Annotated in this window: 13 protein-coding genes; 3 read left to right on the forward strand and 10 right to left on the reverse strand. The window is 49.9% G+C overall.

The window, feature by feature from the left end:
• The first annotated feature begins 241 nt into the window (after window positions 1-241).
• The 3 genes from sodB (at window position 242) to ACO0K4_RS08920 (ending at window position 3,939) form a co-directional block, all read left to right on the forward strand.
• Complete coding sequence (gene sodB / locus ACO0K4_RS08910; RefSeq protein ID WP_422956260.1) at window positions 242-820, forward strand: superoxide dismutase [Fe]; 579 nt, start codon at window positions 242-244, stop codon at window positions 818-820.
• 287 nt (window positions 821-1,107) lie between these two features.
• Window positions 1,108-1,983: a DMT family transporter gene (locus ACO0K4_RS08915; RefSeq protein ID WP_422956261.1), complete on the forward strand. Its 876-nt coding sequence runs from the start codon at window positions 1,108-1,110 to the stop codon at window positions 1,981-1,983.
• A gap of 675 nt (window positions 1,984-2,658) precedes the next feature.
• Window positions 2,659-3,939, forward strand: a complete 1,281-nt coding sequence (locus ACO0K4_RS08920; RefSeq protein WP_422956262.1) for an MFS transporter — start codon at window positions 2,659-2,661, stop codon at window positions 3,937-3,939.
• 111 nt (window positions 3,940-4,050) lie between these two features.
• Here the strand turns inward: ACO0K4_RS08920 and ACO0K4_RS08925 are convergent, their stop codons facing one another.
• The 10 genes from ACO0K4_RS08925 to ACO0K4_RS08970 form a co-directional block, all read right to left on the reverse strand.
• Window positions 4,051-5,178, reverse strand: coding sequence for an ABC transporter ATP-binding protein (locus tag ACO0K4_RS08925; protein ID WP_422956263.1), 1,128 nt, complete (start codon window positions 5,176-5,178; stop codon window positions 4,051-4,053).
• Between the two features lie 182 nt (window positions 5,179-5,360).
• Window positions 5,361-6,911: a glycoside hydrolase family 3 protein gene (locus tag ACO0K4_RS08930; protein ID WP_422956264.1), complete on the reverse strand. Its 1,551-nt coding sequence runs from the start codon at window positions 6,909-6,911 to the stop codon at window positions 5,361-5,363.
• The gene (locus ACO0K4_RS08935; RefSeq protein ID WP_422956265.1) at window positions 6,908-7,735 is read right to left on the reverse strand and encodes a carbohydrate ABC transporter permease; all 828 of its coding nucleotides are present in this window, start codon (window positions 7,733-7,735) and stop codon (window positions 6,908-6,910) included. The genes ACO0K4_RS08930 and ACO0K4_RS08935 overlap by 4 nt, the downstream gene beginning before the upstream one ends.
• A complete protein-coding gene (locus ACO0K4_RS08940) occupies window positions 7,735-8,604 on the reverse strand; it encodes a carbohydrate ABC transporter permease (protein WP_422956266.1) in 870 nt (289 codons plus the stop codon). The genes ACO0K4_RS08935 and ACO0K4_RS08940 overlap by 1 nt, the downstream gene beginning before the upstream one ends.
• 2 nt (window positions 8,605-8,606) lie before the next feature.
• Window positions 8,607-9,887, reverse strand: a complete 1,281-nt coding sequence (locus ACO0K4_RS08945; protein WP_422956267.1) for an ABC transporter substrate-binding protein — start codon at window positions 9,885-9,887, stop codon at window positions 8,607-8,609.
• A gap of 314 nt (window positions 9,888-10,201) precedes the next feature.
• Window positions 10,202-11,212 carry an SIS domain-containing protein gene (locus ACO0K4_RS08950; RefSeq protein ID WP_422956289.1) on the reverse strand — a complete coding sequence of 337 codons (1,011 nt, stop codon included), beginning with the start codon at window positions 11,210-11,212 and terminating at the stop codon, window positions 10,202-10,204.
• Entirely contained in the window at window positions 11,205-12,317 is a 1,113-nt protein-coding gene (gene nagA / locus ACO0K4_RS08955; RefSeq protein ID WP_422956268.1) for an N-acetylglucosamine-6-phosphate deacetylase, read from the reverse strand. Before nagA ends, ACO0K4_RS08950 begins: the two co-directional genes overlap by 8 nt.
• Window positions 12,314-13,048, reverse strand: coding sequence for a GntR family transcriptional regulator (locus ACO0K4_RS08960; protein WP_422956269.1), 735 nt, complete (start codon window positions 13,046-13,048; stop codon window positions 12,314-12,316). Before ACO0K4_RS08960 ends, nagA begins: the two co-directional genes overlap by 4 nt.
• Before the next feature lie 10 nt (window positions 13,049-13,058).
• A complete protein-coding gene (locus tag ACO0K4_RS08965) occupies window positions 13,059-13,994 on the reverse strand; it encodes a BadF/BadG/BcrA/BcrD ATPase family protein (RefSeq protein WP_422956270.1) in 936 nt (311 codons plus the stop codon).
• Between the two features lie 255 nt (window positions 13,995-14,249).
• Window positions 14,250-14,380: ExbD/TolR family protein (locus ACO0K4_RS08970; protein WP_422956290.1), on the reverse strand; the 131-nt coding region annotated here is incomplete at its 5' end.

Raw genomic sequence — 14,380 nt, forward strand, 5'->3', positions numbered from 1 at the left:
GAGGTAGAAGGTCGTGCATCGCAATATGGCAACGGTTGACGTTGACACCGCTTGCCGACCTGAGACTGTGCTAGTCACGTGAATTTACGCAAGCCATCGGGAAATGGATTCAAGTATTTTTTACTTTTTTCTGAATCAACAAAACCAGATTCCGCCTTGAAAATCATCACATAGCTGCAAGCATGGCATTAAGCTATTACAATGAAGGTTTTCCCGAACCACGAACAACAAAGGAAGCACAATGGAACATACCCTACCGGCATTGCCCTATGCACTGGACGCTTTGGCACCACATATCTCCAAAGAAACCTTGGAATATCACTATGGCAAACACCACCAGACTTATGTGACCAATCTGAACAACCTGATCAAAGGGACAGAGTTTGAAAACTCTTCTCTGGAAGAAATCGTAAAAAAATCCTCCGGTGGCGTATTCAATAATTCTGCTCAGATCTGGAATCACACGTTTTACTGGAACGGGTTGAAGCCAAATGGCGGCGGCGCACCAAGCGGCGCACTGGCTGACGCCATCAACGCGAAATGGGGCTCATTCGATGCCTTCAAAGACGCTTTCACCAAATCCTGTATCGGCAATTTCGGCTCTTCATGGACATGGCTGGTAAAAAAAGCGGATGGCAGCTTAGATATCGTCAACACATCGAACGCCGCAACACCACTGACCACGACAGACAAGCCACTGGTAACTTGCGATCTGTGGGAACACGCTTACTACATCGACTACCGCAATGCACGTCCAAAATACCTGGAAGCATTCTGGGCTTTGGTCAACTGGGATTTTGCGGCTGCCAATCTGGGCTGAGTCCACTTGAGTCCGCCTGAGATGAGCTGATCCGGCTTTGATTGGATTGTGATGTAGTGTTGATCTGACCAGCGCACACCAGTGCTGGGCAATACACAAAAACGCACAAAAAACACATCCAGGGCACATGAAAAAACCTGCACTTATCTCGTATAAATGCAGGTTTTTTTCATCTGTTAATTGGTCCTGCCTGGTCCATGACAGAAGCGTTTCATGTGAAAATACGGTAGGTTTTCTCCATTAGCTTCGTCAGTATTTTTTCATCCTGCTGGCTTGTACCCTGTTCAATGACTTCACACAAATCCCCCCTGCTTCGCTTCGCTCCTGTTATTTTTATTTTCATCTGGGCTTCTGGTTATGTCGTTGCTAAATATGGCTTGCCGTATGCTGAGCCACTGACTTTCCTCTGCCTGCGCTATCTCGGGGTTATTTTGTTCATGGGCGTGCTTGCGATAAGCATGCGTGCTCCCTGGCCTAAACGTCAGGCCTGGCCGCATATTGCAGTGGCGGGCATACTCATGCAGGCAGGCTATCTTGGCGGTGTCTGGTGCGCAGTCAAACTCGGCATGCCCGCGGGTCTTGCTGCGCTTATCGTCAATACCCAACCTATTCTGACCGCGATACTCGGCCCTGCGATTGGTGAAAAAACGCAAGGCAAGCAATGGCTAGGTCTGGGATTTGGCCTGCTCGGCGTTGGTCTGGTCGTCGCCAATAAAATCTCAGTCGTCGGCCTGTCTGGCGGCAGTATTGCGCTGGCCGTCATGGCACTGCTATCGATGACGATAGGAACACTCTACCAAAAGAAAACCTGTCCCTCGTTTGATGTACGTACCGGCCAGGTGATCCAGTTCGCCGCATCACTATTGCTGACCTTGCCATTCGCTCTGCTATTGGAAACACAAACTATTCAGTGGACACCACAATTTTTTGCCGCAATGGCATGGTCCGTCTTTGTACTGTCCGGCGTCGGCATCTCGGTCTTGTTTATTCTGATACGTCACGGTGAAGCCACCAAAGTCACCAGTTACATGTATCTGGTTCCACCAGTCACCGCCGTCATGGCCTGGTTAATGTTTGGCGAAAAATTTACCATAACTGCCGCGATCGGCATGGTGATCGCCCTGCTCGGTGTCGCCCTGGTCGTCAAACCAGCAAAAGTGTAGGCGATCAATCAAGAACTGCTCTGCAGATTTATTCATCGAAAAAATAAAGATGCGCTGACCAGCATCGGCGCATCTTATTTACTCATCTTATTTGTACATTTCGTTAGCACATCTGACTTGCATCCCCATCTCATTCATTGTCCAGATTAAGGGCGCTCGAGTGGCGAGCCTGAATAAATAACTACGCCAAGGATGTCACAGCGTGGGTAAACGGAGAGCGCCGGCAAAGCTGCGCAAATACCAGTTTTTGCAACAATCCTTCCTCAGACCGATCAGGCATACGCTGATTTAGAATGCAAAAAAATTCGCGGCACGTCCATCTGGTCCAGACTGCTGTATTTTTCATCAAAAAAAAACACCATACCAGTTCCTCAATCTGATGTTTTTTGCAGCAAAGTCACAACACCTAAGAAAATAAAAAAAATTTTATTTAAACGATGTAAAAGGATTTACTACAAATTTAAATGAAGTTAATGAATTCAGCGATCAAATATCGCATCAGTGGAATTAAAGTGGCATTAATTAAACAAAACCAGTTGACCTGTTTTTGCGTGCCTTGTATGTTGTGCGCTGAGACAAATTTGATTTAATTCCTCCACTGCCTCTGCAGGGCATTGCATCAAACAAAACCCCGTTAGCTTGACTATCAGCCCCACACCTTGAGGGACCATCACGATGACCACTGAACAGACCACTCGCCGACATCCTATGCGCTGGATTCCTACACTGTATTTTGCGCAAGGCTTACCATTTTATGCCGTCGCATTGGTCGCGGGCCTGATGTACAAAAGTATGGGGATGCCCAATGATCAGATCGCGCGATGGACCGGACTCATCGGTGCTGCCTGGGTATTCAAATCCTTGTGGAGTCCGCTTCTGGAACTGGCTAGCAGTAAAAAATCCGTGGTGGTTATTTTTCAGCTCATCGGTGGCGTAAGCTTGGGTCTGGTCGCACTCTCGTTGCAATTACCCATGTATTTCGCGATCAGTATTGCCTTACTCGCGGTAGTGGCGTTTGCGTCCGCAACTCACGATATCGCCTGCGATGGTTTGTACATGGCAAGTCTTAGCAATAAACAGCAAGCTGCCTATGCAGGATGGCAAGGCGCATTTTTTAACGCAGCCAGATTTTTTTCATTAGGCGGCCTAGTTTATTTAGCTGGCTATCTCGAAAAACATATGGACCCGGCGCATGCTTGGATGATCATCTTCGGGATTCTCAGCGTGATGCTGATCGTGCTTGCGCTCTATAATTTGTGGGCCTTACCGGGGACAAAAAATGCGCCAATGGAAACCTCACTCAAAGGCGCATTCTGGATTTTAAAAGACGTCATCATTGATTTTTTTCAAAAACCAGGCATCTGGATCGCGATCATTTTCATCATCTTATTCCGTGCCGGTGAGGGTCAGGTACAAACTATAGGGCCACTATTTTTACGTGAAGCAAAAGAGCTTGGTGGCTTAGGTTTGACCACCGATGAGGTCGGCATCGTGTATGGCACAGCGGGGACCATCGCATTTCTGACAGGCAGCGTACTCGGTGGTTACTTCACCTCTTGGTTGGGACTAAAACGCGCACTACCTTACCTTATTATCGCGATGAACCTGCCGATTTTGGTATTTGTTTTCCTGAGTAGCAATTTGCCTGGCAATCTGGGCATCATTACTGCGGCATTGTGCATAGAAATGTTTGGTTATGGTTTTGGCTTTGTCGGCATTATTTTATTCATCATGCAGGTGGTGGCGGTTGGCAAATACCAGACCGCGCACTACGCACTGGGCTCTGGTGTAATGCAGTTAGGTTTCATTATTTTTAAAATGATCAGTGGCGATATTCAGATCGCCTTGGGGTACAAAAATTTCTTTATCTGGGCACTGATTTCTGCAATCCCAGTTTTGATCTTATCGCGATTTTTAAAAATCAAGGATGAGCAGAAAGTAACTGAGACAGTCTGATCATCCCTTCGCGGAGCACGACGCAAGACTAGCAATTATCATCGACCCTGAAGCGCATTCTCAAAAAACAGAATGCGTTTTTATTTCTTCCTAACCTGCTATATAAATCGCCTAGGTACCACAGGCACGGCCTGATGCATCAAACAAATGGCAACGCGATAAAGGCATCGCGACATCGATCTGACTACCCGACTTTAACGCGGGCAAGGTCGCGCACAGATCTGCACTCAATTTAATGGAAAGATTTTGCTGATCGTGTACGGCGTTTGCAAGATGTCCGTAAATGACCGAGGCGTCGCCGAGATGCTCAACAAAATCGATGATAATCTGCAATAAGGGCGCCTCCTGTGAAGCGCCGACTATCGGCGGCAGAGTCAGTTGTTCTGCACGTACCCCCAGCGTGACGACATCACCAATAGCGACTTGTGATGTAATCATAGGCAAGCTCAAACTAGTTCCATCGTTTAATTTTAACTGTGCATTAGTACCATTGAGTGCAGTCACTTCCGCGCTCAGAAAATTCATTTTAGGCGCACCCAAAAATCCTGCGACGAACAAATTGGCGGGACGTTCGTACAACTCTAATGGCGTGCCGACTTGCTCTATTTTTCCAGCATTGAAAACGACAATACGCTGCCCCAAGGTCATCGCCTCCACCTGATCATGAGTCACATAAATCATTGTCGTTTTTAAATCCTGATGCAATCGGCTCAACTCAATCCGCATCTGCACACGCAGACTGGCGTCGAGATTAGAAAGTGGCTCATCAAATAAAAACAGCTTGGGCTGACGCACAATCGCGCGACCAATCGCGACACGCTGACGCTGACCACCGGACAACTCTTTTGGTTTACGTTGCAGTAAATGGCTGATTTGCAATATGCCAGCAGCCTGCTGTACGGCATCGTCAATTTGCTGCTTTTTTTGTCCCGCCATTTTCAAACTAAATGCCATGTTGTCGTACACCGACATATGCGGATACAAGGCATAGGACTGGAACACCATCGCCAGACCGCGCTTAGCTGGCGGGATATCATTAGCTATTTCTCCATCAATGAATAGCTCGCCATCGGTGATGTCTTCTAATCCGGCGATCATACGGAGCAAAGTCGATTTACCACAGCCGGAGGGGCCGACAAAAACAATGAATTCACCATCGTTGATATCAAGATTGATACCTTGAATGACTTTGGTGTCGCTGTAGTGTTTGGTGATATTACTTAATTGGACTTGAGCCATTTTTGTTCCGGTGTTCTCTCGAACTAATATTTTTATACTTCGTAGCGACAGGCCGGGAGTGAGGACCCCGCGGCGTCCGAAATACCTCCACCAACAAATACATCAAAAGCCTAAAGAGGCTCTAGAAGCTCCGATGAGATAAGTAGGGTGTGCCATGCGCACCACTCCCGCCACCATATTTCTCAAGCATCAAAACCAGCCACAGGCAACTTACCATCAGCAACAATATCTCCACGAAGCCAGGCTGCTACAGCAGCTATCGCTGGCGTAGCAAAACCATAGGTGATCAGAGCAGGCGACTGGATGTCCAACGATTGAAACGGGTTCCATAACACCAGATGCAAATCAGGCTTCCACTCCCGGCGTATTTTTTCGCTGTAGCGCAAACGGATCGTCGATGCGAGTATCGTAAAGCGGCCATCATCCGGCAATGCGCTCCAGTCAAATTCGTTCGCCCGATCAAATTGCACGGTATCGACGTCATAAATTTCGCTCAACATCGCAGTAACTTTTTCGGAACGGATACCCGCTTCCGAGACGCCATCGCTGACGACGTTGGCACTGATCACCAGACGGACTTTACTACCAGGTGCCGGGGCTTTGGGGTTGTGGTAAGGCGTCAATCCGCGCTTCCAGCCCTCTGCCATTAATTGCACATCTTGTGCTTCAGTTTGATAAGCGATTTGAAACCCAGTTTGCTGACATGGATACTGTTGCGTCAGCCTAGCGATACGCGCTAGGCGTTGCTGTAATCCAGCAGCATCAATCTGCCCACTTTGTATTGCGTCGGTCAAGGCTGCCAGTGTCTCGATCTGGGTTTCTCTGGTACCCAGCGCCATCACCAGATCAGCGCCAGCATCCAATGCGATCACGGCAGCTTTACCTGCACCGTAGCGACCGGCAATTGCGTGCATGTCCATGCCATCAGTAATAACAACACCTTGATAGTTCCACTCGTCACGCAAGATGCCAGTCAGGATTTTTTTCGACATCGTGGCGGGATAATCGGCGTCTAATGCGGGATAAACGATATGCGCCGTCATCATGGCTGGAGCAGCTTCTTTGGCTATATGGAAAGGCGCAAACTCCATTGCATCCAGTTCTGCACGCGACTTATTGACCGTCGGCAAATCACGATGCGAATCGACATTGGTATCGCCATGTCCGGGGAAATGTTTTACGCAGCAAGCCACGCCCTCGGACAAACTCCCTTCCATCCATGCCAGTGCTAAACGACTAGCTTTTTGCGGATCGGAACCAAACGAACGTTCAGAGATAACAGGGTTATCGAGGTTATTATTGAGATCCAGCACCGGAGCAAAGTTCCAGTTAAAGCCCAAGCTTTTCACAGCACGCGCGACCGCTGCACCGACTGCGCGGCATAGCGCCGGATCATCGCTAGCACCCAATGACATTGCAGCAGGCGGCTGCGGCACCCAGGTCGCACGTACGACCGCACCACCCTCTTGATCAATACCGATCAAGGCATCGGGCCCCATCACATCACGCAAATCCGATGTGAACTTAGACAACTGCTGAGCATCCACCATATTCTGGCGAAACAGGCACACCGCGCGGATATGATTGTCACGTAAAAATTGCGCCATCTCGGCATCAAGCGAGGTGCTAGGCATGCGTATCATGATCAGTTGACCGGCGATTTTTTTTGCACTTAAGTTGACAACTGAGTCTGTCATTGGCTTTGCATTCGACTGCTTAACGTCTAAAGTCATTTCACTGCTCCATCCATGCCGCGCATAAAAAAGCGCTGGGTAAATAAAAATGCGACGAGTATTGGCGCAATCGTCAAAATGGTGCCGGCGGCAATCACCCGCGTGCTGCTGCCATAGGTGCCGCGTAAGTACAAAACGCCTGCCGACAAAGGAAAATCATCAGGCTTGCTAATCACGATGGATGGCCAGATATAGTCATTCCATGCCTCCACTGCAGTCAAAATACCCACGGTTGCCAGCCATGGAAAAATCAATGGCAAGACGATTTTCCAAAAAATAATCCACTCCGGTGCACCATCAACCCGCGCAGCATCAATCAGGTCTTGTGGTACTTCATCAAAGGCTTGTTTCAACAATAGTATTGATACGGCGGTCACGACATTCGGCAAGATCACACCGGTATAAGTATTGACCAGACCTATCTTGGTCAGGGTGATAAAGTTCACCAGAAAATTTACTTCTGAGGGCAAAATCATGGTTGCCAGTATCAGTCCGAATACCAGCTTGCTGCCGCTGAAGCGCATACGTGACAGCGGATAGGCAGCTAGCGAACACAGTAGTAATTTCCCGCACACGGTTGCGACTGTAATCAGCAAGGAATTTTTATAAAACGCGATCATCGGGATGACGCGGAATACTTCAATAAAATTGTCTAGCGATACCGCTTGTGGCATAAAGCTAGGTGGGAATTCAAAGAGATTACCTTCAGTCGACACTGCCACCACTAGCGTCCACCAGAACGGGAATACGCATAACACCGCTAATGCGATAAGCACCGCATATTGCAGAATAATTTTAGACAGACGCTGAACAGAATATGGCATCACCGGTGCCTCGGCTTCAGGTAGCGCAGGCAGACTAGTGCGATGGCAATACAAGACAACGACATCACAAAACTTGCAGCAAGACCGCGCGGCAATTTCAAATGCTTTAAGCCTTGATCGTAGGCATAGTAGAGCGCAGTAAAAGTCGAATTCATCGGGCCACCTTGGGTCAAAACATCCACTTCCTGATACGCCTTCAGTGCAGCCAATACTGACATGATGGTACAGACCATGATGGTTGGAAATAGCATGGGTACGGTGATTTTCCAAAACCGTTGCCATAGATTTGCACCGTCTAACGTGGCGGCTTCTTGCATCTCGGCCGGGATGGATTGCAGCGCTGCCAGATACATCACCATATACCAACCCAGGCCGCGCCAGAGCGAGACAAACATAATCGAAAAAATCGCCAGACTGTCATCCGATAACCAGCCCAACGGTTGATTGATGGCGTGCAGTTTCAGGAGCATATAATTCAACGCGCCCTGATCATGGAACATAAATCCCCACATAATCCCGACCACCGCAACCGTGGTCACCACCGGCACATAATAAGCCGCACGAAACCAGCGTATCGCTGGCAATTGGGTATTGACCAGCGTCGCCAGTACGATTCCACCGATCTGAATAAACGGGACGATTAGCAAAAATAGCAGAGAGTTTTTAAGACCGCTGACAAACATCGCATTTCCGAAGATAGTGCGATAATTATCCCAACCGACCCAATGCGTCGTGCGGACTAAACTAAAATCAGTAAAGCTCAAGTAGGAGCCATATAACACCGGCCAGAATGAAAATAAGGCAAGCAATAACAAAGCCGGCGCGAGAAATACATAAGCGAGGACATTATGTCGTCGGAAAGCGGACATGATCAGTTACCTTCCTTTGGCATCAGCCGGATATGAGCATCGGCAGCCAGCTTTTTATTCCAGATCGCCACTGCCTCATCGAGTGCTAGCTTAATGTCTTTTTTGCCGGTCATACCCGCCTCTACTGCCTGCACCAGAAACCGTCGCAACTCATCATAATCAGTGATGCCATCCACATACAGACTGCGTGAATACTGCATCGATCCAGCAGCAATAGTTTGTGCGACGTCTGCTGCGCCAGCATGATCAGGTATCTCTGCAAAGTAAGGATTTGCAAGCGCCTTGACTGTAGTCGGCATAACTTTGGCGATCTTGGCAAAGGCTAATTGGTTCTCGTCATTCGTCAGAAATTGGGCGAACTCGGCGATGGCGGGGAGCGATCGGGGATTAACTCCTTTTGGCACAGCGAAGTTAAACATCCAGCCACCATCGGCAATACCCGTTGGACCGACAGGTGCAGGGAAAATACCGGTGTTTGCATAGATTTCGGCAGAGTCAGCCTGGATACGCTTTAGCGCGGTTGGCGCACTGACCATCATGCCGAGGCGACCGCCCAGATAGGCATCAACCACAGCGGGGAAATTATCCTCGGCGAATAACTTGTCTTTCAAAAAACCGTTCGCCTTATAAGTGTCAGCAAGTTTTTTGATCAAGGCGATATGGGCGGACGAATTAAAGACAGCCTTGCCATCTTTGATCAGCGGCAAGCCTTGCTGCATCAAAAAACCATCGATCTTGCCTAGCGCAGGCGCATAACCTGCTTTCCCAGTTTTAGCCGCAATCTGACGCGCATACGCGAGCAGCTCGTCCATATTTTTTGGTGCTTGTGTGATCCCGGCGGCGCCGAGAATTTTGCGGTTATAAGCAATCACATTGACGTTGCTGTAATGCGGAAAACCGTAGAGCTTGCCACGAAACGTCAGATCATCGAGCGCGCCTTTGGTGTAGACCGCTTTGTTCCTCATCAGACCGTCAACCGGTTCGATCAAACCATCACGCGCAAATTCTTCTGCCCACGGCACGCTGAGATTGACCAGTGACGGGGGTGTACCTGCAGCAATCGAGGTAATGAGTTTCAGTTGCAAAATATCCCACGGGAAATCTACCCACTCGACTTTGACGCCGGGGTGTTGTACCTCATAAGTTTTGACTAGCGTTTGAAAATACGGAATGAACTTCGGCTTTAAGCTCATGGTCCAGAATTCGATTTTTTCCGCCGCGCTGGCACTGCCGTGCGCGCACATCAATAGCAATATCAGTGTGATGGATTGCATCGTAGACATGGCGCTTGAGCTTGCCGCATTTAATCGCTGAATTGTGCCCGTTACCGAAAATCGAATCTTGCCCACTGGAGCAATACTCCCCTATTTTTTTATAAAAACCAGTCAAATCCGTATATTTACATTAGCGTTTGAAAATATACTAGATAGGAGTATGTGATGAATATGTTTGAAATATCCTCCCGCGAGCGCGAGAGGTTTTTAAAAAACACGGCTATAAATCCACAAATAAATTCAATCGTTTCACACTGATGCAAGTCGTATTAGATTCAAGTCGTATTAGATGCAAGTCGCATTAAACCTAATTCGCCTTAAGCTCAATTCGTCTTAGTCACCTTGCTTAAATGACGCGGCTTATCAGGATCTAATCCACGTGCAATAGACAAGTGTGCCGCCATCACATAAAACGCCTGGATCGCGACAATCGGATCCAGGTCTGGCGTCGCCGCAGTAGGCAAAGTCAGATTACGTTCTTTAATATCGACCGGCGCTGCCAGCAGCACGTTCGCACCGCGACCGCGCATTTCTTCGGCGAGTTTGATCAGGCCAGCCTGGGCAGGACCACGGGTTGCAAAAATCAATAATGGATAGCCGTCGTCAATCAGCGCCATCGGACCATGTTTGATCTCTGCCCCGCTAAATGCCTCTGCCTGGATCACGGAAGTCTCTTTAAATTTCAGCGCGGATTCCAGCGCAACCGGGAAGCTGATACCACGCCCCACAGTCATAATGCGCGAGGCCGGCGTCAATACCTCTAACGCATTCGACCAGTCACAACGCGTTGCTGCGTCCAGGGCCTCTGGCAGCATCTCAATCGCGCTTAAGAAGTCCGCATCATTTTGCCAATTGCCCGCGACCCGTGCACCTGCAACCAGTGAGGTAATAAAACTTTTCGTTGCGGCGACGCTGAGCTCCGGACCTGCATGCAAAGGCAAAGTCCATTCGGCACTCTGCGCCAGCGGTGAGGCAGCGTCATTGACCAGCGCGACCGTCGAGGCACCGCCTTCACGGAAATAACGAATCGGCTCAATGACATCGGGACTTTGTCCGGACTGCGAGATCGCAATTGCCAGTGCATCACGAGCATGCAAAGGGGATTTGTTTAGTGTAACCAGCGACATCGGCAAAGAGGCAACGATGCGTCCCAGACGCGACATGATCAGGTAGGCGGCATAATTGGCGGCATGGTCGGAACTGCCCCGCGCCACTGTCAAAACCGATGACGGTGGATTGTCTCTGAGATGATTTCCCAGGGCGATGTAACGATCTCTATCCTGGGTCAGTTGATGTGCCACAAACTCGGCGGACGAACAGGCTTCTTTAAGCATTTGCGAGGTCAATCTTTTCTCCTTCTACGTAAACAGCGACCAGGTTCAGTTTGCGATCGAGTACGACGATATCGGCGTAACTATCCACGTGCAAACGACCACGATCAGATAAGCCGAGATAATCGGCGGCATAGGTGGACACGCGCCTGGAGGCATCTGCAATATCAAGACCGATGCTGACCAGATTACGCAATGCCTGATCCATCGTCAGCGTACTGCCAGCCAGCGTGCCATCTGCCAGACGCACACCACCCAGGCATTTATGCACTACCTGACGACCAAGCATGTACTGACCATCCGGCATACCGGATGCTGCGGTCGAGTCCGTCACGCAATACAACTGTGGTATCGCCCGCATTGCCGCCTTGATCGCACCGGGATGTACATGCAAAAGATCGGGAATAATTTCAGAAAATTGCGCATGCGCGAGCGCCGCTCCGACCATGCCAGGAGCACGGTGATCGAGACGCGACATAGCGTTATACAAATGCGTAAAGCCTTTAGCACCGTTTTCTAAAGCAGCAACACCCTCTTCATAGGTACCTAATGTGTGGCCAAGTTGCACGACCATCCCCATCTCTGCCAGGTCGCGCACCAGTTGCAAATGGCCTTCCATTTCCGGCGCAACGGTAATCAGCCTGATCGGTGCGATCGCATGCAACTGTTTGACCTGCTCCAGTGAGGCAATTCGCGCAAAATCCGGTTGTGCACCGAGCTTGCCTGGATTGATATACGGGCCTTCCAGATGTACACCAAGTACCCGCGCTGCACCTTTGGCTCTGGTCTCGCATATCGATTTCAATGCGGACAATGCCGCCTCCAGATCCGCCATCGGTGCTGTCATGGTAGTTGCGAGTAAACTCGTCGTGCCATGTTGCGCATGCATGCGCGCGATGACCTCCGCAGCATCGCCCGCCTCCATCGTGTCTTTGCCACCTGCACCGTGCACATGCAGGTCAACAAAACCAGGCAAGATATACAGCTGCGAATTATCCGCCGGATCATTTTTCTCGCCATGAATAGCGGTGACGCGTTCAGCAAAATCAATAGAGCCATTGACCCAACCTGCTGACGTCAGGACATTACCTTGCAAGCTTCCACTCATCTGAACAACTCCGCGACAAAATCATAATAATCACTGCGGCAATAAGAATGCGTCAGCTCTACGGCAGCACCAGTCGGCAGGTAACCGACACGGGTAATAAATAACATCGCCGCTCCCTGTTTAATACCCGCGAGTTTCGCCTGCTCGGCGGTCGCATTGACGGCACGGATATGCTGCAAGGCGCGTGTCGGGGTCACGTTATTTGATTCGAGATAACCGTACAGGCTATCAGTTACCAATTTAGGATTCGGCAAATAGATCGCCGGAATCGTCGTACTTTCAATCGCCATCACGACGTTATCGGCGGTACGCAGACGCTTCAAACGCGATACGACAGTATTCGGCGACAGGCCTAATGACAAGATTTCCTCCGGTGCTGCGATCCCCGTCTCACGTGAAATCCATTGCGATCCCGGAGCAAAACCACGCTGACGCAACTCTTCACTAAAGTTGGTCAGACGGGATAAGGGTTGCTCCAGTTTGGGCGTGATGTAAGTACCGGACCCATGCTTGCGGGTCAGCAATCCGCGTTCGCACAACATGTCGATTGCTTTACGCGCAGTGACGCGCGAGATATCCAGCGCTTCAGATAGCAAACGCTCGGAAGGCAGTGCTTCATCAGGCTGCCAGATGCCGCTATGTATACCGGTCGCGAGCTTGTTAGCGAGCTGCAAATACAGCGGCGTAGAACTATCGCTATCCGGCTTGAAATCACTTAATTGCGCTTGCATAGTGTTCTTTCTATTGAATGCTCAACAATCGGTTCTGAATCAGTATTAATGCACCAGCAGCAGAATCAGCATGCGGCTTGACGATACGGGGGCGTAAATCTTCCGGCAGAAAATCGTTCATTGACTCCGCCAGTCCGCCACATAAAGCAATCGGCAAGGTAGCAGACGGATCAAGTGCCATCGCCATCTTACCTACCTCGTATCCCGCTGCAGACATAATGGCGCTGGCTCTGGCAACGCTGCCAGCATGTGCAATGACCATCGGTGCGAGTTGCGCGTAACGTGTCTGATTCGCTTGGGCCAGCCAGCGAAATACCGCATCTTTATCGCCACCGCAATGCGCAATTACCACCGCTGAAAAAACATCCGCAGGACTACGACCATCCAGCACATGCTGTGCATGATTCATCGCCCGCAAACCTAACCAGGCGCCGCTGGCTTCATCGCTGGAAGGAAATCCCCAGCCCCCGACTTCACGGCGCGATCCGTCACTCAGCATGACCTCGCCAACACTACCCGTACCAAGCGCAATAATCGCCCCTGCCTTACCCTGATGTGCGCCAAGCAAAGTAGTACCAGCATCGGTCTCAATCACGAGCAGGCCAAAGCCCGGATTCGCGGAGACAAACTCAGCCGCCCATTGGCGATTATTAATTCCTGCCAGACCGCAACCTGCCGCAATTTCACCCAAGGCAGGCATGCTGAGACCCGCTTCAAAAAACGCTTGCCTGGTCGCTGCGAGTATCGAATTCCACGCCGCCTCTGCACCATGCATCAGGCCAGAAGGGCCCGCAGTACCAACAGCCGAGATGGCAGATACAGCATCAGCGGCAGTGCTATTAGCTTGCACGCCTTGACGGGCGAGCAGGCGCACACGGGTTCCGGTGCCACCGCCATCAACGCCGATCAAGTATTGGTATTGTTTAGTCACGTTCATTTCTGTCATAAATCATTCTGCTCAATGTCGCCGATTTCCCTCTGAAAAATTCGTGTTAAAACGTAATTTTCAGTAGATAATCCAGCACAGGTCTCATCGTAGGTCTTATCTACAGTGGTTGTCAATAGGTATTTAAGTGGTATCTAAAAATCTTTTGACCTGACCATACACTATTTCTCTTACAGCGCCTTCGCTTAGCTCACTTACAGACTGCCACCCTGCTCCATCCAACATCATTCAAACGTCATCCATTCAGCACTGGTATCACTTCAAGAACTGCTCATTACCAACCATCCCGATCTTAGTGACACCAAGGCGCTGTGCCGTTGCCATCACATGGGCTACCGACTTGTACGCCACCAGCTTGTTGGGCCGCAGATGCACTTCCGGCTGAT

This window comes from Undibacterium sp. RuTC16W (genome assembly GCF_049339445.1).
Lineage (GTDB): Bacteria > Pseudomonadota > Gammaproteobacteria > Burkholderiales > Burkholderiaceae_D > Undibacterium.